This is a genomic window from Dyadobacter sp. SG02, from assembly GCF_900109045.1.
GTDB lineage: Bacteria > Bacteroidota > Bacteroidia > Cytophagales > Spirosomataceae > Dyadobacter.
This window is the reverse complement of the sequence record NZ_FNYL01000002.1, coordinates 511,952-533,115: the sequence shown is the minus strand read 5'-3', so window position 1 is coordinate 533,115 and position 21,164 is coordinate 511,952. Positions and strand designations below refer to the sequence as shown.

At 53.8% G+C, this 21,164-nt stretch carries 12 protein-coding genes and 1 pseudogene; 1 reads left to right on the top strand and 12 read right to left on the bottom strand.

The genetic code is table 11. The features are described 5' to 3' along the window. Nucleotides 1-6: 6 nt before the first annotated feature. The 5 genes from BMW93_RS05825 to BMW93_RS05805 form a co-directional block, all read right to left on the bottom strand. Complete coding sequence (locus BMW93_RS05825) at nucleotides 7-2,322, bottom strand: glycosyl hydrolase family 95 catalytic domain-containing protein (protein WP_090374254.1); 2,316 nt, start codon at nucleotides 2,320-2,322, stop codon at nucleotides 7-9. Next, nucleotides 2,309-3,763, bottom strand: coding sequence for a RagB/SusD family nutrient uptake outer membrane protein (locus BMW93_RS05820; protein ID WP_090374253.1), 1,455 nt, complete (start codon nucleotides 3,761-3,763; stop codon nucleotides 2,309-2,311). Before BMW93_RS05820 ends, BMW93_RS05825 begins: the two co-directional genes overlap by 14 nt. Before the next feature lie 73 nt (nucleotides 3,764-3,836). Next, entirely contained in the window at nucleotides 3,837-7,316 is a 3,480-nt protein-coding gene (locus BMW93_RS05815) for a TonB-dependent receptor (protein ID WP_090374252.1), read from the bottom strand. 160 nt (nucleotides 7,317-7,476) lie between these two features. Beyond that, nucleotides 7,477-8,544 (bottom strand): FecR family protein, encoded by a 1,068-nt coding sequence (locus BMW93_RS05810; RefSeq protein WP_090374251.1) that lies wholly within the window; start codon nucleotides 8,542-8,544, stop codon nucleotides 7,477-7,479. A gap of 79 nt (nucleotides 8,545-8,623) precedes the next feature. After that, nucleotides 8,624-9,217: an RNA polymerase sigma factor gene (locus BMW93_RS05805; RefSeq protein WP_090374250.1), complete on the bottom strand. Its 594-nt coding sequence runs from the start codon at nucleotides 9,215-9,217 to the stop codon at nucleotides 8,624-8,626. Nucleotides 9,218-9,399: 182 nt separating this feature from the next. Here BMW93_RS05805 and BMW93_RS36235 point away from each other — a divergent pair. Then, nucleotides 9,400-9,498 (top strand): annotated as a pseudogene (locus BMW93_RS36235) (BspA family leucine-rich repeat surface protein); the annotation flags it as partial. 68 nt (nucleotides 9,499-9,566) lie between these two features. Here BMW93_RS36235 and BMW93_RS35800 read toward each other — a convergent pair. The 7 genes from BMW93_RS35800 to BMW93_RS05765 all read right to left on the bottom strand — a co-directional run bounded on the left by BMW93_RS35800 (nucleotide 9,567) and on the right by BMW93_RS05765 (nucleotide 20,968). Then, the gene (locus BMW93_RS35800; RefSeq protein ID WP_090374515.1) at nucleotides 9,567-9,893 is read right to left on the bottom strand and encodes a phosphoribosylpyrophosphate synthetase; all 327 of its coding nucleotides are present in this window, start codon (nucleotides 9,891-9,893) and stop codon (nucleotides 9,567-9,569) included. Nucleotides 9,894-9,933: 40 nt separating this feature from the next. Beyond that, a complete protein-coding gene (locus BMW93_RS05790; RefSeq protein ID WP_090374248.1) occupies nucleotides 9,934-11,394 on the bottom strand; it encodes an NAD(P)/FAD-dependent oxidoreductase in 1,461 nt (486 codons plus the stop codon). A gap of 27 nt (nucleotides 11,395-11,421) precedes the next feature. Continuing rightward, on the bottom strand, nucleotides 11,422-12,795 hold the full coding sequence (locus BMW93_RS05785; protein WP_090374247.1) for a radical SAM/SPASM domain-containing protein: 1,374 nt from the start codon (nucleotides 12,793-12,795) through the stop codon (nucleotides 11,422-11,424). After that, nucleotides 12,779-15,010 (bottom strand): hypothetical protein, encoded by a 2,232-nt coding sequence (locus BMW93_RS05780; RefSeq protein WP_090374246.1) that lies wholly within the window; start codon nucleotides 15,008-15,010, stop codon nucleotides 12,779-12,781. The genes BMW93_RS05785 and BMW93_RS05780 overlap by 17 nt, the downstream gene beginning before the upstream one ends. Nucleotides 15,011-15,048: 38 nt before the next feature. Further along, on the bottom strand, nucleotides 15,049-16,548 hold the full coding sequence (locus tag BMW93_RS05775) for a ferritin-like protein (RefSeq protein ID WP_090374514.1): 1,500 nt from the start codon (nucleotides 16,546-16,548) through the stop codon (nucleotides 15,049-15,051). A gap of 191 nt (nucleotides 16,549-16,739) precedes the next feature. Further along, nucleotides 16,740-19,016 carry a histidine kinase dimerization/phosphoacceptor domain -containing protein gene (locus tag BMW93_RS05770; RefSeq protein ID WP_177194019.1) on the bottom strand — a complete coding sequence of 759 codons (2,277 nt, stop codon included), beginning with the start codon at nucleotides 19,014-19,016 and terminating at the stop codon, nucleotides 16,740-16,742. Then, complete coding sequence (locus BMW93_RS05765; protein WP_090374244.1) at nucleotides 19,013-20,968, bottom strand: sigma 54-interacting transcriptional regulator; 1,956 nt, start codon at nucleotides 20,966-20,968, stop codon at nucleotides 19,013-19,015. Before BMW93_RS05765 ends, BMW93_RS05770 begins: the two co-directional genes overlap by 4 nt. Nucleotides 20,969-21,164: the final 196 nt, after the last annotated feature.

Sequence of the window (21,164 nt, the reverse complement as noted above, 5' to 3'; positions counted from 1 at the left end):
CCTCAATCAGTCCGGCTGGCGCAGTGTTATTTTCGCTCCGGCCGGCGCATTGAATGTGATAATTTGCTCATTCTCTTTCACTTTTCGCACACCTTTCGACGTCGTTAGCTCCAAGCCGGGGGTAGTTTTTTTCACCGAAAACGCTCCGGCTTGTTCTGTTGTGAGACTCACCTCAACGACTTTCCCTCCTTTTCTTTTCGCGCTTACCAGCACCGCTCCCTCCGCACGGAGGTTACTGAATGCGGCATCCTTCCAGTCCGCCGGCACCGCGGGCATTGCCTCGATCACACCTCCGTAGCTTTGCAGCATCATTTCCTGCAAACCCGAGGCAAATGCGAAGTTGCCTTCGAGTGTAAACGGGCGATAAGTAAATTTGGAAAGCCCCGATTTCGTCTGGTCGCCGTTGGCATGGAAGCTGTTGGGCAGGCAGAATGCGCGGGCAAACGTCGCGAGCGCGTCCCTTGCACCGGCACCGTCTTTGGCGCGTGCCTTCAGGTTGGCAAGCCACGTGTAAGAATACCCGCACCACCAATCCGGACCGACCTTATCGAGCAGCGCGATGGTGTTGGTAATTGTCTTCCGGGATTGCTCGCCGTCTTCCCATTTGATCAGTCCCAGCGGGTGAATGGCCATTAAATGCGAGAAATGGCGGTGTGACTCATTGTAGGGCAAGGTCCGTGCGAACATGAGCTCGCTGTTTTCCGTCTGTGCAAAATCCGGGAATTCGGCGAGCAGTTTGCGCCATTTTTCGGCCTGCGGCTTGTCATTCAGTACTTCCGCCAGCTCTGCACCGGCCTGGAATGTGAACTTGATGAGCGCCAGGTCATAATTGGTCGTTTCCGGGAACCATGCTTCGAGACGATTATCACGTATCTCCGGGCTCGAACTGATCGGAAGATGCCGCTCACCCTTTTCATTTTTCACGGTAATGTTCTCAAACAAGGCACACGCCTGCCGGAACCAAGGGTACGCACGCGTTTTCAGAAAAGATTTGTCCATACCATACCGCCATTGCAGGTAGTAATGATGCGCCAGCCAGCCCGACACGGTGGGCGATAGCGAGTACTGTATCCAGCCGCCCATTTCGGTACCGTCGAGGGTGGTCACGCCGGGCACGGCCAGGCCGCCGACGCCGAAATACAGTTTCGTATAACGGAGATAGTTCTCCTTGTTTTCGTCGAGATGGTCGAGGTAGCCCAATGCTTCTTCCAGATGGTTGCCGCTGTATGCGGGCCAGTAGCTCAGCTGGGTATTGAGGTCGTGGTGGTAATCTCCTTTCCAGGGTGGAATGCGGCCATTATCGGCGGTCCAGACGGCCTGCAAGGAAATGGGCGGTGCCCCGCGCCGGGCGGCCGACCCGAATTTGTATTGTTCGAGGTACCATTGCTTTTCTATGAGCGGATCGGGTACCGAAATGGCCGACATGCCCCAAAAACGCTTCCACCAGGCCTGATGCGAGGCCATAGCCGAGGCATAGGTTTGCTTCAATGCATCTTGGGCAAGCACATTGGCGGCCGTCGCGTCCGCAGCTTTCGGGTAATGCGACGAAACACTCCAAACGCCTTCTATTACCCCGTTTTGCAAAGGCTTCCAACGCACCGATACCTCATAGGTGAAGCCTCCCCAGCCCTCCTGCCGGTAGGTGATGCTGCCTGGACCGGGGGTAATGGTACCCTGCTTGTAACCCAGCCGCGCGAGGTCGTCGCCTACGAGGGAATTCACCGTACCGCCTTCCTTCACCGCGCCGGTATACCGCGGCGCGACGAGCTGCGGCGCCAATTCCTGCTGCACATTCTCGAACCGGAACCAGCCAACCGGCTCGGTAGCATGGACAAAAGTTTTCAACAAAACCCCATTCGACCATTCCACTTCGGCGGTGGCCGACGCGAGCAGCACCTCCGCCCTTTTTACCTTCCATCCGGCCGGCAAATCAAACTCCAACGCACCCGCAGGAATTTTGGACGGCGCGGGTTCGCGGTCGTAGGGCGCATCGAAATACTGCTGCACCGGCTTGTAATCTTTTTTGCGGACCTGCTCCTGCACCCATTTGTAACTGAATTCTTCACGATGCAGGCCGGCCATCGGGCGCATGTCCCAAATATCGGCGCGGTCGAGCGAGAAGCGCAGCTTGCCTTCCCGCTCCCAGATCAGCGCCCCGACGGTGCCATTGCCCAGCGGAAGCGCCTCGTCCCAGACTTTGGCCAGTTTTTCGAAATGAAGGTTATGCCTGGCAGCCGGTTGGGCGTGAGCTGCCGGGATTACCAGCGGCCACACGCATGCCAGCAGGATTGGAAAGAAAATACGACTTTTAATATCCCTCATTTTGTACCAATGCTTTGTTAATGTCCATTTCGCTTTGCGAGAACGGCCAAATATAGAACTTATCGTCCCATTTCAACCGGATGTTGCTGTGGATCAGCTTGTCGTTGATATCCTTGCCAATGCGCCAGCGAACCACATCGAACAGCCGCAGGCCCTCGAACGCGAGCTCGCGCCGGCGCTCCTTACGTACGAGCACGCGGGTGAGCGTCGTGAACGCCGGCACGCCTGCGCGGGCACGGATCGCGTTCACGTAGGAAAGCGCTTTGGCATCGGTGGTGGTACCGCCTGCTTTCTCCATTTGCGCCTCCGCATGCATGAGGTAAATGTCGGAAAGGCGAAAGAGTACGATATCGTGGCCGGTGAGGATGTCGCGCTCGCTCGGGATGAAACGGCCCGGGTCCCAGATGGCGGCGAATTTGATCAAACCGTAATTCGTGGCGGTGAATTCCGTCTGAAATTTAAAACCGTCCTCCCGTTCAAATGTGGTTTTGTTGGGTGAAAAGTAATACCACTTTTTCAGTCGGAGGTCGGCGGCTTCGTATTCGTCGATCAGGTCCTTGGTCGGTGTGAGACCTCCCCAGCGGAAAAATTCTACCTCCTGCCCCCCGTCGCTCGACTGGCGTCCGTCGCGGGTTTCGATGTATTTAATGGAGAAAATGATCTCCGGGCACGATGCCTGTCCTTTTCCTTTGATAAACGGCGACTCCAAATCGGTCGCGAGCGAATATTTGTTGGAGGAAATAATGGACGAGGTCAGCGCGATCACATCATCCCATTTACCCTGAAACAACGCAATGCGCGCCTGCAATGCCTGGGCGCTGCTTTTCACGGCGTGTCCCGATTTGTAAGCGTCGTCGGGAAGGTTCGCCACCGCGAAAGCCAGGTCTTCGTCAATGAATTTGTAAACCTCCTCTTTGGTAGACTTCGCGATCTTCAACTGCTCCACATCGGCAGGTACTTCCTTGTAAATCACCACCCCACCCCAATGCTGCACGAGCTCGAAATAGAACATCGCCCGCAGGAAACGCGCTTCGGCTTCATAAACTTTCGCGGCCGCATCCGGCAGGGCCACTTTCGTGAAGTTTTTGAGAAAAATATTGACTCCCGCTATACCGGCATAGCACGAGGTGTACAACGACCTCGGCGCTCCCGAGTTCGCAGGATCGAGCGTACCCGACTGCATGAGTCGGATGTCGCCGTAATGCTGCGCCCACCCATTGTCGGCGGCCGCATCGAAATAGCTGCGGTGCCAGGTCACGTAAGTGCCTTTCATGCGGGCATAACAGCCTGCCAGGCCCATTTGCACGTCGCCCTCCGAGGTCCAGAACTGCCCCGCGTCGATTTCCTGCGGCGGATTTTTATCCAGAAAATCATCGCTGCAACCCATGATCGACGCTACGAACAACGCCGGCAAAAGAATACGGTTTAGAAAAGTTTTCATATCAAGTATATCTTTTAAATCATCATTCAATCAATCATTCACTCATTCACTCATTCACTCATTTTTTATACCCTCAGAATTTCAGGTTCAAGCCCACCGAATACACTTTCAGCTGCGGATATTGCGCATGCCAGCCGTCGCCCGCCCGCTCGGGATCGAGGTCGGGGTATTTGGTGAAAGTGAGGATGTTATCGCCTGTCAGGAATACTTTCAAATGGCTGATACCCACTTTTTTCGTGATGGAGGTTGGTATGGTGTAGCCGATCTGCAAGTTTTTCAGGCGCAGGTACGAGGCGTCTTTGAGAAAATAGGTGGAATTCTGGGCCGTTCCGCCGGTCATGGGCGCGTATCCCCAGCCATAGATGGCCGGCACTTCCGAATCGGGATTGGTAACGGGATCGTAGGCATCGAGGAATTTCGGGTGTGGCGACGAGCCTTGCGAGAATGGGTCTTCACCAAAGAAATAAGTCCTTACCTTCTGACCCTGCACGCCCTGGAAGAAAACGGCGAGGTCGAAATTTTTCCACCGCACATTACCCCCGAACGAGTAAATAAAGCCCGGATAAGCGCCTTTCACACGAATGCGGTCGTCGCCGTCAATCTTGCCGTCGTTGTTCTGGTCTTTGAATTTAATATCCCCCAGTTGCGGGTTACCGGGTGTTACCACGGCTTTGAGCTCCTCTTCGGATTTGAAAAGACCGGTGTATTCGTATAAATAGTAGTCGCGGTACGGCAGGCCCTCCTGGATAATGCGGTCGCTGTAAGCCGGTGCGGGAAACTTGATCACCTTGTTGCGGTTCACCGAAAGCTGCCCATTCAACCCATATTCCACCGAACCAAACTTGCCTTTGTGCCCGAGCTCAATTTCAATACCATAATTTCTGAGCGTACCGTAATTGATCACCGGGGCAGACATGCCTGCACTGGCGGGGATAATGGCGCCGGCCAGAATGCCCGTCGTCAGCTTGTTGTACCAGTCGATGGTACCGTAAATCAGATCGCTTTTGAGGTTGAAATCCAGGCCGATGTCGGCGACGGTGGTTTTTTCCCATCTTAGCCCCCGGTTACGGAACGCCGTTTGCTGAACGCCCTGCATAAGGGCTTCATTGAACGCATAGGTTGTAGAAACATAAGTGTCTTGCCAGGGATACTCACCCAGATTGGCATTCCCGACTTTGTATTCACTGATATTGGCATTACCCAGCAACCCATACGAAGCCCGCAGTTTCAGATTATCGATCCAACTGGCGCCGTCGCGGACAAAAGCCTCCTCGCTGATCCGCCACGCGGCCGACGCGGACGGGAAAAAGCCCCAGCGGCTGTCCTTGTAAATGCGTGAGGTACCGTCGTACCGGAAATTGGCTTCCACCAGGTATTTCTGGGCGAATGCATAGGTAGCACGCCCGAAAAGCGATTGGAATGCCCATTCGGTGAGCCCGCCGGTGGTAGTCTGGTTCAACGGGCCCATACCGTCGAGTTCGTACATGTTTTTGACAGGAAACACATTGCGCGTACCACCCAGCCAGCGGTATTTCTGCTCCTCCTGGCTGTAACCGACCATGAACGAAATGTCCTGCCGGTCGGGATTCCAGTTCCAGTTCACCGACGAATAGAAGGTATTCAGCAGCGTACGGAAATTGCCCTGGTTCACGCCCAACGCTTCCGGCCCGAACGGGGTGCCTTTTTGGTACACATTGGCACCGCCTGCCATGTATTCATTTTCAGGAAGATAATAGTACGCGTCGGCACCGTAATGGTAGATGTTACGGAACTGTTCGGCGAACCGGCTGGCATATTTGGAACTCCATTTCAAACCCATTTTCTCGGTTTGCAGGAAATTCACATCGAGCCAGCCCTGCACGTTGGCCTGCCAATCCTCATAATCGCGGTAAGTTTCGTTGGCGATCCAGAACGGGTTACGGTTGTTCTGCGTACCGCCGACGCCGGTGGGTATGGCCTTGTCCGTATAGCGTCCGCTCCCGTCGGGCAGGTAGGGCTTCACCAAAGGCGCCTGGGTCATGGTCATGAGTACGAAATTCTGGTTCTCGTAATAGGGAGAAACCGAATTTCCTTTCATGTAACTCACGTTGGTACCCACTGTAATGTACTTGTTGATCGTCGTCGAAAGATTGGCCAATCCATTGAAACGCTTGTATTTATGGCCCATCAGCACGCCCTTCTGATCGATGATCCCGGCCGACATATTGTATTTAAAAGCGTCGGAACCGCCATTTACACCCACATTATGCTCCTGCATCGGGGCTGATTGCCATACCGCATCCGCCCAGTTGTAGTCCGGGAACATATCCTTGTTCCGGTTGGGATCTTTGTATTTGTCAATCAGCGATTGCGGGAATGGCACGGCGCTCACCGCATTCCGGGCTACGGCCTTGTTGAAAAGCTCCATATACTGCCCCGAATTCCAGATCTGATTCGGTACGCCGGTGGGTGATTGCGTGCGCAACGACATATTGTAGGTCAATGCGGGCTTGCCTTTCTTACCTTGTTTGGTAGTAACGAGGATCACCCCATTCGCAGCGCGTGCCCCGTAAATCGACGCCGAAGCGGCGTCTTTCAGCACGGAAATGCTCTCGATATCCGACATAGGCAGCACGTCCAGCGAACCCACCACGCCGTCTACCAAAACCAGCGGGCTCGTGTTGGTACCCCACGAGCTCGCCCCGCGGAGTGTGAGCGAAACGCTCTCGCGCCCGGGCATACCAGTACCCTGGCTGATGCGCAGGCCCGTGACCTGGCCCTGCAATGCGGCCAGGCTGTTGCTTACCTGGCGGCTCTGCATATTATCGACGTTCACCGTCGCCACCGAGCCCGTGAGGTTAACTTTCTTTTGTGTTCCGTAACCCACTACCACCACTTCTTCGAGGGCTTTCTCGTCCACTTTCAGCAAAACATCCAGTGCGGTACGTTCCGGGGCTACGACGATTTCCTGCGAAATGTAGCCGACCGACGAGAAAACGACGGTTTGGGGGCCATCGGGTACCAGGAGGCTGTAACTGCCGTCGGCATTGGTTACGGCACCGCGCTGGCTGCCCTTGATCACGATATTGATCCCCGGCAAGCCTTCGCCTTTTTCACTGGAAACCTTCCCTACGAGCGACCGGTCTTCGACCACTGTCGCATATTTCGCCGCATTCGGATTGGACACCGGCTCTACGGCATTGATTACCTCCGGTTGATTGCGGAGGACAATGCGGTTGCTCACCTGCTTGTAGCTGATCTTGTTAGGCAATAGCAGCTTATCGAGCACCGCAGCAAGCGGTTCGTTCTGGGCATTCAGGCTCACCGTGAATTTCAGCGGCAACATGCGCGAGTTGTAGGAGAATTTGATCTCGGCTGTTTTTTCCAGCTGTTGCAATGCGCTACCCAGCGTGGCGCGGTTAAGGCTTAGCGTAACTCTTTTTTCCAACAGGTTCTGACCGGCCAGCGGTCCGGCCATTGCCAGCTGGGCTACGACAATCAAAAGGACGATTTGTTGTAACGACTTCATCAAGAGTTGACACAATAAGCGTTTGGCAGTCAAAGTTTTCTTCATAGATTTGACGGTTTATTGTTTCGATTCGACAGAAAAATTGGGCAATAACACCCCACTCCCAGGGCGTAATGCAATCGGAGTTGTGGATTTCGGGAGTCGGCCTGCTGGAACCAGTCCGGCTCTTTTTTTACATGCAGGTTATTAATTCATAGGCAGGCTGTTAATTACATCCGGTGGATTCTACTATGACATGGTTCCCTTCCATGCGGAACTGCGTACCGGAGCTGATACTTTCGCAGACGATTTTCAGTTTTGACAGGAGCGGCTCGTCGGACAAAGAAGTGGAAAGGTAGCAGTCGCGCAGCGCGTCGTGAGGGTAGTCGATCGTAACGCCGTAGGCGCTTTCGAGGGTCGAGAAAATCGTCCCGACAGGCGCATCGGCAAAGTCGAAATTCAGGTATTCGATCGCCCGCTTGGGAATATCCTTGTTTTCGGGTTTTTCAAAGAGGTTGCGAGATTTTACGTAGCTGACGGATTGGTTGGGAAGCAATACCACGTTTTCAGCGGCATTACGATCCTTCGGTTTGATCTGCCGGACATGTACTTCCCCGGTTTTCACAAAAACCTCCACTTCGGGCTGGTCGTCGGCGGCTTTAATGCGGAAGCTCGTACCTACCACCTCCGTCACAATATCGTTGGTATAGACCAGGAACGGCCGTTTGCGGTTTTTACTTACTTCAAAAAATGCCTCGCCCGACAAATGTACCTCCCGTTTTTCCGCTGCAAACTTCCGGGGGTAGCTCAGTTTTCCATTGGGTTGCAGGATAATCGTGCTGCCATCTTCGAGGTTCACAAGCCTGGCGACTTTCGAATCGTTGAATACCTCAATCGCGCCTTCCGTCGGGGCGGGCACTGACGGCTTGCGTATAGCAATACCCGTTTCTCCTGAATTTTGGCGTGCCGCATACCACGCCAGCCCGATCGCAAATACCAGCACGGCGGCGGCCACGCGCCACCAACCCGCAAGCGGCCGCACACGATGCTCTTGTTCGTGGATCCTCCACCAGGTCTCTTCCAGCGCCTGATCGGTTTCGGCAACAGTAGCAGCGGCGGTATCGTCGCCGATCGCCAGGATCAGGTAACGTGCTTCCTGCGCCATCCGCTGCCTGTCGGCATTGGCTTCGAGCCACTGCGCCCAGCCCGCATTGTCGCGGCCGGTGGTCACCCATTCGCGGAACAAGGCATCATCACAAAACTGCGTAACGGTAGTATAACTTTCTCGCTGCATGAAGTATCGGTTTTTCAGGCAGGAGAGGACAGTACCGGCAGGCGATACTCACCAATATTTCATTTTTTTAATAAAAATTTTAAAAATACACACAAACGAGCAGCGCGAACGTGTGCAGCTCTCCTACCCACACTTCCCGGATATGCTTGATGCCGCGGTGGAGCAGGTTGGAAGCGGATTGCGGGTTGATCTGCATCAGCCGGGCGATTTCGTCGATGTCGAGCTGCTGATGGTACCGGAGATAAAGCGCCTCGCGCTGGCGTGCGGGAAGCTGGTTCAGTAGAGAATTGAGCTGATGGACCTGCCGGCGCGTCTCCTCGTCGGAGATCATGGCGTCGAGCGGGGTAAACTGGAAGGAAAACTCGGCCCCCTCAATGCCCCGTGAATGCCTGAAAATGCGGTCGCGTTCGAGCCGGCGCGCGATCCGCCTGCGTACGCCCGCGAGCAGGTAGGCCCTCACGGAATCGGGTACGGCGAGATTTCTGCGGTAGAGCCACACTTCCATGAATGTTTCCTGTACGCAATCGGCAGCCAGCCCGTGCTGGTCGGTCAGCGACTTGGCGTAACCGAGCAGCGAGGGGTAATATTTCCGGAAAAGCGTCGTATAGGCTGCCTGGTCGTCGTCCTTGGTCAGGCACCAAAGTTGTGAATCCGGAAGCGTAAAGTCTGACATTTACCAGGCCGTGGGTTAGGACAAAAAAAGAATATTTGTGCATTTTACTCATTTTGCAAAGAATTCAAAAATGACCTGAAATATTATTCCGTCGCAGCGCTTTGGCCATTTTCATATACTTGCGGGTACATACATCCTTTCCCCGGTCGATCAATGACTGATTATCAGAGCCGCTCCGGCTCCTGGGACAGATCATCCCCTGGAACACCGAAAAAGTCACGACGATGAAGAGCATGTTTGCGAACAACCCGCTCTTCAATCAGTCGATGAGCATATGGAATACCGCCGGTGTGAGGCTTCGGGGCAGAAACGCAGAAACTTGTGATTCAGAAATAGGTTATACTTTTCTTCAATTTCCCCGCGCTTTTCTGTGCAGCTCTTCGACGAGCTTCGAAGATCTATACCCGAAATCGGCACCGAAGCTATTGATAACCAAGCCATGGATATCGTGCTGCGAAGACGATATGGCAAAAACAATGCTTTCATCCGCCGGGTCGGTCATACCTTCGAAACGATGAATTTCGTCGATGACAAATTCCTCCGGCGAGAGTTCCAGCGAACGCTGGCGGCAATAGAGGCATTCCTTGCCGTCTTCGATGAGGAAATCGTGGGTGTAACCCCTTTTTTGCAAATCATTTACAGCCTCGCTCAGCGTATCGTAACGGTATCCGTCCATTTTTTGAAAAGGTTTATAATAAAAAAACACCTTTACAATACTACTGAACAATCTCCGCGCCCCAAAGGAATCCGAGCACCTTTTTGACATCGCCATAAGGAAAGTGCCGGCACCAGGTTTCGATGGCGGTGCCATAGGTCGCTCCTTCGTCCAATGCATTTAAAAGCGGGGGAATTTCAATGTGGTTCAGGTAAACCACGGGCCTGGGAAGGTTGGGATGTACCATTGCGCGCCGGATTTCGACGCGGTCGCCGGTGACGGCGAATTCGGAGCTGAATGCAAGCTGGCCGGACAAGTGAACGGGTTTGTCCCAAAGGAACCGGATGAGCGGGTCGATCGGTACGGCGGCAGGCTCTTTGGCCGCTTGTGTTGCGGACGGGCGCATTAGTCGCTGTTTGACCAATGCGGTGAAGTCGTTGGAGGCTTCTATTTCGCCGGTGCGGAAGCCTCTTCTTTTCTCCCAGAAAGGGAACGGGGAATGGGCCTTGGCTGCTTCCGCGTAGTATTCCGAAGTCCAGCGCTGATGGCTGGCGACAGCTTCGGCGAGTTTGTTTTCATAAAATGCCTTCGCGATGACCGGATCGTCATCGGCCAGCATCGTGTGGACCGCAATGGCCGTTTGCAGTGAAAAGCGCATGGCTACTTCCACGCCTGTGGAAGATAGCGGATCGAGTGTAAATGCGGCCTCGCCAATTTTGATGAAGTTCCGCTCCCATGGGCGGGTATGCACGTAGGCGCTCACGAGGCAGGTTTTTATATCAAAATCCAAAGTATCGGCAGCCCTTTGTCCGAACAACTTCGAACCGGCCTGCATGCGTTGCATTGTGCAGGCCTTGCTATGCCCTTTAAGCGACTCAGGATCTGTGAATGCCATGATCCGGTAATGGTTTCCCGGCACCGGTGCGCCCCATATCCAGCCTTCGTCTACGGTTTCAATACACGCTTCGTACGCGCCAGCAGGTACGTGTGTCCACAGCGCGACGGACGCGGGCGCCAGTGGCATACGCTCGTGGATATGTGCACCGCCGCGTCCCCGGGCGTCCAGGAGCACGCGGGCAGTTATGTGATAATCAGCCTCCGTTGATTGTATTTTCAGTTCATACCGATCGTTTTGGAACAATGATCCTGCCATTTTCGCAGGCTGGAAGACGCGGAGTCCTCTGCTCATTGCCAATGCCAGCAACCGTGCATCCAAATCCGCCCGGTCGACCATCAGTCCTGCTCCGCGCTGGCCGGGTTGCAGGAGGGCGGGCTCTCCCCCGCCCCATGCAATTCTGCTAGGTATGTTATGCAAAAACTGAGGATTCTCCAACAGGTCACCGGCGCCGAGGTAATCGAAAATGGGACGCACGCCGGGCGAAAGCGATTCCCCGATTTGCGGACGGGGAAATGCTTCCTGCTCGACAAGCGCTACCGAATGGCCCATTTCCAGCAAGCGGATCGCCGCTGTGAGCCCGGCCGGACCGGCGCCGATGATTACTATTTCAAAATTTTGAACCATAAATACTTACATATTCTTTCCCGGGTTTCACCCGGCATTCCATGCGGGTTTCAACCGCGACAGCCGCTCATGGGCCTGTATCGTATAATGCAGCCACGAACGGATATAGTCGCAGGCGGTACGGCCTTTGGCAATTACCTCGTGATGGCACCCGCCCCCGCAGAGGTAACGGGCCCAGCATTGTGTGCACGGGCTCTGTGCGCTCACATGGCGCGACGACAGCCAGCCATTTTGCAAAGCCGGGTCAATGCCGTCGGTGAGGTTACCCATTTTACCTTTGTCTTCATTCACAAAACGATGGCAGGCAAAGAGCTCCTCGTCGGCCGAAACGCCCATGTAGCCCGCGCCGGCTCCGCATGGATACGGCCGGTGTGTGCCTTTGGCTATTTCTTTTAATGCATTCACCATATTCAAAAACGGGTACCGCCGGCCGGCAAGGACATTCTTTTCGAAATTCAGGCCGCAGGCGATCATATTTTCGAGCAATACCGAGAGTTCTTCCGCGCCCATTTCGTCCCGACCGTTCATGGACCTTAACAATGGCGAAAAACCGACGCTGTGAAAGCCCATTTGAATGAATTCATCGAGCATTACCGGCAAATCGAGGTTGCGCGGCGTGACGGTGACACGGGCCGAGACTTGCATTTTCTCTTGCATCGCCAGCAGTGGTACCAGGTTTTTCATGATTAAATCAAAACTTCCCTTACCGCCTTTCATAGGCCGTAGCTGGTCGTGACTTTGGCCGATGCCGTCGAGGCTGATGGTTACCGCAAAGCCATATTGTTCGAAAAAACGGGCGTCCGCTTCGGTGACCATCGTACCATTGGTGGTGATCGAAAAACCGACGTTAATGTTCTTTCTCTGGGCTTTGGCTACGGCATATTCAGTGGCTTCCGTCAATGCTTTGCGGTTCGCAAGGGGCTCTCCACCCAGGAATGTAAGCTGGACTTTTTCACCCTCGGGACATTGGTCCATCAACAGGTCTATCGCCCGCATCGCGGAGTCCAGCGACATGCTTTTGGCCTTTCCCCCGAAACTGCCCTGATCGGCGTAGCAATAGGTACAGCCCATATTGCATTTCTGGGCAATGGCCAGCGAAAGGGCGTAGAGCCTGGGGCTTTCCAGCGGCGTATTATCGACGTAGTCGGGTGCGGAAAGGCCGTAACGGACCAGTAAATCCTGCAATTCTTCGTGATCGCCCATATCCAGCGCGCGCGAGATCCGCTGCTCCACATCCCCGGCCACGGCGTAAAGCCTGCTGCCGTTGGGAATGAAAAGCTGCGTCTGCCGGCCGCCTTTGATCAGGTGCGCCCAGGGCGATTTCGGCCGGGATTGTGTGGCGATAGTTCCGGCCAGCCGCGCCAGGGCGACGGCCGGTTCCATTTCAGCTGTTGAGTGCATCTTTTCCCTCCACGATAAAGTTGAGCTCGCCCTGCCAGTTGATAAACAGGTCGTCATAGGACAGCAACCGGGTATTCACGCGGTCGTCGGGAATGTATTTGCCGGTGCGCTTCTTCGCCATCCAGCTGTCGCCGGTGCTCAGTCCCTTTTCATCGGGCACGACGTTCACGTAATCGGGACGGCTGGCGGCCCAGTAATAGCAGGCGCATTCGCGGTAATCGTTCTGCCAAGGGGCGCAGAGGCCCTGGGTAAGTTCGCCGGGCTTGATGATCTGCTCCGAAAGTGTGGCGCTATCGCCCTCGAAAACTTGATTGACGGTCAGCATTACCTTGGTGTACAGGGCCGGATCTTCGAGTTTATCCAAATCCACCACTACTTCGTGCGTGCTCTTTTCAGCCGTGAAATAGCAGGCGACCTGCTGTCCCTGTTTTTGCAGGACATTCACCATTGAATTGGACCATTCCATAAACGATACCCCGTTCGGGTTCGCTTCCGTGCGGAGCGGCACGCTGTCGCCATCGGGGAACACGGGCCCGGAGGTGGCTACCATGGTAGGCTTTCCGTCGATGGCCACCAGGCGGTGATGGACCAAATGCGCATTGGCGTCGTCGGCGTCGATCACATAATTGTTATTCTCGATCAGGACAATGCCCTGGAACGCGCGGCGCCAGAGGTTCCGGAAATCGAATTCCAGTCCCGGAAAGCAGTTGGAGATCGCGGTACGCGGCAATACGGCTACCGGGTTGCCTTTTCCACGGTAATGCAGCTGTGCGGTAAGGTTGGAGGGAACGAGCGGGTCATCGCCGGCAATGTCCGCCACGTCGCCATCCGGCATGAGCGACCTCGCCGCCGCTTTGATCACCATATTGATCTGCCGTTTGGTAAACGTAAGCGACCGGCCATCGGCTCCGCGCATCAATGCGGGCATTTTGCGAAGGGCCTTCGCCGAAAGGTCGCCGATTTCCTCCGGCTTGCGGAGCAGGTCCTCGAACCACGGCGACGCGCCGGTGCTGAGGCCACCGAAAACACGCTCGTGCAATACCTGCAACGCCATATTGTCCACCAGCGAGGTGGCCATGATCGGCTCGTAAAGGCGGCCGAAGTCGTTGGTGTTTTGCCGTACCATCGTGCTCGCCACATTCAGCTTGCCTTCGTAGGCGTTGCCGTTCATGATGGCCGTGTTCATCAGCCGGATGGTTTCGAATGCGCGGCGTACGATGTCTTCCGCTTCGTCGATCGTCACTTCGTCGTCGACCTCGGTACCTTTGAGAATTTGTTCCAATTCGTCGGACACTACCCGGATAGGCAATGTGTCGGGCGCGTATGCGGGGGGACCGGCGCTGATATGCGCCTTCGCATACAAGGACGTGCCCGAGAGCTTCACCGTCACGAACCCGTCGCATTCGTCATCTAGGTAGCCCCAGCTCACCTGGTTACCATTGGCATCGGAATAGCCCGCAAATATCTGTGCCGGATTGGTGTAAAGCGGATTAGGCGTTCCGGTTTCGGAATAGCCGCGCCATTTCCCTTTGTTAATATCATACAAAATAGGGTCCTCGCGCCGACCGGCAAATACGGGGTCTATTTGCTCTTTCCCATTGTTGAACCTGGTCAGCGCCGAGCCGTAAATCTTCCCGGCGGCCGGCGTGAAGCGGAACCTGATTTCGGGAAACTCGGGCGTGGGCCTGATGAACTGCACGAACCCGAGCGGCAGCGTTTTGCCGTCGATAAAATTCTTGCATTCGGCCAGCAACGGTTTCAGCTCGTGGGAACGGATGTCGTCGATAGTGGCGTACATCTTGTCGTTCTCGTCATTGGTCCTCCTGAATATCTTGATATTACCCACTTGCACGTCCCAGGTGAGTTCTTCCAGTTCGTGGCCAGCCTTTTTCAGCAAATCGACCGTCAGCGGGACCAGCCGGTCGGGTTGCTCGTCGGTGATCGCGAACACTTCCAGGAACGGGGCTACCGGGTGTGCTTTCCCGGTTTTATCGTCGAGGTTTTCGGCGTCTTTGAAAGCGACGTTCTTCGGCTTGTAAGCGGTGATCTCCCCCGTCGATGGATGTACATTAAAACTTTTCTCCGGGACGATCGTCCGGAAATCCAGGGGTTTGTTTTTAGATAATGTAAGATCGTAGGCGGCCATCGGCTTGTCCGATTCGCCCAGGCGACCGATCGCAATGGGGGGAAGTATTCTTAATGCTAGAATTTTCATATCCGGCAATGTTTTTTGGCTTTGATGTGTTGAGAAACTCAGGCCAGCTCGGCCTGCATGAGTTGGGCAATCGCTTCCAGCAGTTTGCGGTCGATTTCCTGCAAAACATTCAGGTACTGCATGTGCGGTTGGCTTTTCAATGCTTTCAGGCTTTCGACGAGCTTGCCGGAAGCCAGCAGCAGGTCGCGGTGCAGGCGCCAGCGGTTGTGCTCCCCGAATGGCAGGTCGAAGCTGTAAGGGGATGTAAACGGCGGGCCGGCCATGAGCTTGCTGCCTTTGGCGATCGGTGTTTGCACGAGGATGGTCGCCAGGCTCCGGAGATTGTACATTTCCCCGAAAGTAGAGTTGATGATCAGGCCGCGCGGTGTGAACGAGCCGACATTGTTATTACCATTGTCGAGCAGGAAGCTGTGGTTGAGAAAGTTGAGCAACAACCGGTAGCGGGTATCGAAGAGATTGGCCCATAAAATACCGTCCTCGCTCGTAATGCCGTTCTCCTCCATTTCGTCGGCGGGCTCGTTCGAGGCGGTCCCGGCGTCGTCCGGGTTGCCTGCATACGGGTTGGTGGCCACATTATAGGCAGGGTCGAATTGGCCGCCTGTTTCTTCCAGAATGGCTTTAAAATCCGTGTAAATGAATAAAAAGCGCTCGAAATGCGAGGGTGTATCCGAATCGAGGTCGTCGCCTTCACCCTGTTCGGCGATCTGTTCGAGCGCATTGTAGGCATCATCGCGCGAGAGCAGTGGCGCCACGAGCACGTCGGGGCTGTGCGTGAAGCGGCTGTCTTTCGAGCTTCCCCTGTTTCCGCCGGTATAGCCGCGGCCCCATTCGTCGAATTTAGCCTGGTAGGGATAAGTTTCGGGCTGGAATGCGTCGTCCGAGATCACATCCGGGTCCTGGATCAGTTGTAACAGCACTTTGAAAAGTGCGCCCACGGTATGCGGGTCAGAAGCCTCGGCGTGTACCGTTTTGTTGATTTCTTCCGCTATCGGGTCGGTGCCGCTGAGCCATTCCGCTGGCGCTTCGGCATATACGTATTTGGCCAGCGACCCGAGCGTAAACTTTTCGAGTGTGAAAGGAAACGGATAGAAAGGCACATCCCAGGGATAGCTTTCCCGACCGAAGTTCAGCGGGGCGCCAATGATTTTCAACACATTTTGAACCGAAATAAAGTGTCCCATTTCCTCTTTGGCAATCCCCAGCACAATATTCTTCCAGTTATGTACCCGCTCCCGGTACTTTTCAGGGATCTGCGGCCCGCCTATGCTGTAAGCCGCGTAGAGGTATTGCAGCATCAGGCCATGTTCGATTTCGGCATCGACGTGCAGCAACATGGTAATGTAATCTTTCCCGGTAAACTGCGTGGGAACTACGAAGGGCATGTCTGCCGGGGCGTCGTCTGCGGCGCCGTCCAATGCCACCGATTCCGAATCCGACGCGGCCAATCCTTTCAAACGAAGTTCTTTGGGTTTCTGATTAGCCCTGGCCCATTCCAGCACCGGGTCAATGAAATTCTTCCTTAATTGTTTTTCGTCCATGATGATCATTTTTGTGAAACAGGTAGGCAATACTTTTTCAAACCAATGCAAATGCAATGGCCTGTTGAAAGGCAATCTGAAAAGAATTTAGTGGGGCGCTTAAACAGCTACTTCGAAGTAATTCTATATGCAAAAAGCAAATAGTTTCGCAACCTACCCGTAACGGACTGTAATTTTTTAAAGAAGCATTATTAAACGGTCGTGTATTCGATTTTCGGAGAATGGCCGTCGGTCCAGTTTACCTGCGGCAAATCAAATACCAATGTGACGGTCGTGCCCTGGTTTCCGTCGATTTGCAGTGTTCCGCTTACCTCCGTCGCGAGCCCGTGCATGAGGCTCATACCCAGCGATTGTACCTGGCTTGCATCGAAATCGGCCGGCAGGCCGATGCCGTTGTCTTTGATAATCAGGGTTACCTGTGTTCCGACACAGTATTTAAAGATAACGTCTATTTTGCCGGGGCGGCCTTCGGGAAAAGCATATTTGATGGAATTGGTAATGGCTTCGTTGAGCAAAAGACCCATCGGTATCGCGTGCGAAACGTCGAGACAGATCTCGTCCACATCTGTCACAAAAGCGATATGATGCATGGATCCGAAGCTGTCGCGCAGGTACATAACGAGCTCCTTGATGTACACCTGCATATTCACAGTCGTCACATTATCAGTAAGATAGAGTTTTTGATGGATCAACGACATCGCTTCGATGCGGTGCTTGCTGTCCATGACCGCGTCAAATTCTCCGTTGTTCAGGTAGGACGCCTGGGAGTCGATCAGGCTGACGATCATTTGCAGGTTGTTCTTCACGCGATGGTGTACTTCGCGGACCAGCCATTCTTTTTCGCGAACGAGTTGTTCCAGGTAGGAGTTCTTCTGGGCAATGCTGTTGCTGTATTTCTGGACGATTTTCCACCGGCTGAAAAGCGAGAACAACAGCAGGAAAGAGATCAGGAATGCGACGATCGTTACATTTCTGGTCGTATTGCTTCGGTCGAGCAATTCTCCCTGTGTGGCAATATCCTTTTCAAGCAGTTTGATGTTCTCCGATTTCAGTTTTATTTCCGCGTCCTTTTTTTCGAGGTCATACCGGGCGGCAAGTACTTTCAATTCATCTTTCGACCTGAGCAAATTCAATGAATCGCTGTAAGCTTTATAATTGAGGTGATTAAGAAAAGCATTCCTGAATTTCCCTGAAACCGAGTCGGTGCGGTAGCTTACATAATAATAGTCCTGCAAAATGGACAAGTCGGAAGTCCTGTTTTTCAATAAAGCATATTTATCCAGATAAGCCTGGGCCATTTTAATATTCCCGACCATCAGGTAATATTCCACCGCATCCCGATACAGGTTTGCATTAAAAGAAGTATTGCCTTCCGATTCATAGGCAAGACATTTATTTAAATAATAGAGCGTCTTGGGCGCATTGCGCGATTTTAAAAAGAAGACGCGTAAGTCTTCTTCGATTTCGTATTTGACAAACAGGGTCATGTTTTTGGAATGCTTTTGCAGCAATTTTTCCAGGTACGAAATCTGGGCGTTCATTTTGGCGCCCATTTTGATACTGGTATCGATGATATTCCCCAGAATTTCGACAGTACCATCGTCCCATCCGTTTTTGATCGCGTAGGACAATCCCTTTTGCAGAAATTCCAATGCAGTCTCGAAACGTTCGAGTTTTGCATAAGTGACACCGAGCCGGTTATACGTCGTCGCCGCCACGATGGACGTGTCCCGCCGTTCTTCCAGCACTTTCACGGCCAGATGCCCGTACGTGAGCCCGTTGTTGAGGTCGCCCGACACCGTGTAGATATGGCCGATCAGGTTGTAAACCGATTGCAATGCCAGGTAATCGGATTGTTTGTAAAGCGTAATCGCCTTCCTGAGCCGCGATATAGCCTCCGCCGGCTTGCCTTTCAACTGGTAGAGGTCCCCGAGTTCGAGGTTCGCGTCCGCCTCGTGAATTTTATCCCCCGCAACCGCGAACCGGTTTACGGCCATTTTCACGATATCGATCCGCTTATCCATCCCGGGGCCATCCCAATGGTAATAATGCCGCAGCTCCATTAATGCGGCGCCTTCCCGGTCAGGATTTTTTGCTTTTCTGAATAATGTAATGGCCGCATTGACTTTTTGAATAGCAGAAGCGGTGTTACCCGATTCCTTTTCAATATGGGATTCCAAAAGAAAAACATCGCCGCCAATGCGGTCCGAGTGCAATTGGTGATTCAACCGCGCTACGGAATGACAATAGTAGCGGGCAAGTTGCAGGTCTTCTTTGGTTTCGCCGGGTTTCAACAAATAAAAATATCCTAATTCGGTCAGCCATTTCGCCTCCTCGACCTGCGTTTTCGCTTCGCTTAAATTCGTTTTCAGTTCGCGCAGGCGTGCTACCTGATCGTAACCCTCCGCGCGTACGCCATGGGCCACGATAGTCAATGCAAACACCAGCGCATAAATGTATTGCTTCACGAAATCCCGATTTCCCTTTTTATACCCAACTTCTTCATTTTCGAACCTAATGTAGTGGCCGGAATGGCGAGCACTTTGGCCGCACCGTTTTCCCCGCTGATCCTTCCTTCGCATGCTTTCAATACGGCAATAATGTGGTCGCGTTCGTTTTCGAAGATGTTTTTGAATGTCGGTTCCGGCGGATTTCCGGCATCTTTGGGTGTGCTGTTGCCGGGCAGGGAAATCTGGTCGATGACGTTGCCTTTGGCCAGCAGCACGCTCCTTTCGATCACGTTTTCCAGTTCCCGGATGTTACCGGGCCAGTCGTAATCCAGTAATGTTTTCATGACTTTGTCGGACACGCCGCTCACGGCCTTCCCGATTTTACGACTGAAATAGCCGATAAAGTGGTTCACGAGCAGTTCCACATCGTCGATCCGCTCGCGTAACGAGGGCATGACGATCGGGAAAACGTTCAGCCGGTAATAGAGGTCGAGCCTAAACTTGCCTTCCGCAACGGCCCGTTCGAGATTGCGGTTGGTAGCGGCTATCACCCGGATGTCGATCCGGACCGTTTCCGTCCCTCCCAGCCTTTCGATTTCGCGTTGTTGCAGCACGCGCAGCAGTTTCATTTGTATTTCAACGGGCATATCGCCGATCTCGTCCAGGAATATCGTACCGCCGTTGGCCTGCTCGAACCTTCCGATGCGCCGGGTGGTAGCGCCCGTGAAGGCCCCTTTTTCATGCCCGAACAGCTCGGATTCGATCAGGCTGATCGGCAGCGCGGCGCAGTTGACCTTCACAAACGGCTTGTTCCGCCTCGACGAAAAGGAATGGACATTGTCGGCCACCCGCTCTTTACCCGTACCGCTTTCGCCGGTGATCAGCACGGAAGTGTCGGTACCGGCTACCTGGTTGATCAGGTTAAACACGTTCAGCAGTAAATGGCTTTGCCCGATCATGCCTTTGAATGCCTGTTCAGGATCGCGGTTCCCCGCAACGATCCCCACGGATTTTCCCAGCTTGACCTCCGGGAAAGACGGCGGCATTTGCTCGGTCATTTCCTTGACTACCCGTTCGAGCGGCGCCTGGATCCGGTCGCACAGTTCGAGGTCGTTGTCATTGAATGCGTCCGGGCGGCGGCTGTATAGTGATATGAAGAAGAATTTGTCGCCGATCTTGATACCGGGATAAGGCATGATCAGGTTCGACCGCATGCCGAATTTCGTCGCGATCATTTTCCGGATCGAGTTGCCCGATGCTATTTCTTTGAACCGTTCGCCATTGTAGAACTGCGTACGGGGATCTATGGGCGTGGCTTTCATTAACGAGTCGAATTCCGCGTGGGTGATATTCCAGACTGTCCGAACGCCTTCCGAGTCCATTACCTGGTAATCATCGAAACCGGTACGCAAAAAATGCAGGGCATTGAACGGCAGAAAGTTCACCCCGATGCAGCCTACCGCGGCATAATCGAAGGAGATCAGCTTCTGTAATGCTTTGACGATCCCCAATACCCGCCCCGACCATTCGTACTCGTTTTGAAGCAGCTGCTTCACCTCCAACTGAAAATCGGCTTCCCGTTTCAATTGCGATTCGCTACCGTTTTCGTGCAGGTATTCGGCGATTTCGAGCGAAACCAGCAGGTCTTTTTCCCTGAACGGCTTCACGATAAAGCCGCTCGGGCGGGTCGCTTTGGCCTCTTTAAGTACTTCCTCGCTGGAATTTGCGGACAGGTACAGGAACGGGATATGCTGCTGGTTCAGAACCCGGGCCAGATCGATGCCCGTCTTTTTTCCGGCGAGAAAAATATCAAGCAAAACGATTCCCGGCGAGTCCTTTTCAATCAGGCTCACGGCCTCCTCGAACGTCCTGGCAATGCCGGTTACCTCATATCCGGCGCGTTTCAGCATAATGCGCAGGTGATTCGCTTCAACGAACAGGTCTTCGACGATCAGTATCTTTCGTTTCATGGGTTGAATGGGTAGGGAGAGAATCCGGGCTCCGGAAAGGAATGATCATGCAAAATCATGCCCGGCCGTGGCAGGAAAGCGAATTATTTCCTGTACTGCTAATACTAAGCGATTTACCACTCAGAAGCCGTGACTGGCGGGTAGGCGGGCAGGGCATTCGCCTCCGAAATATCGTCATTTGTTTCGTAGATTGACG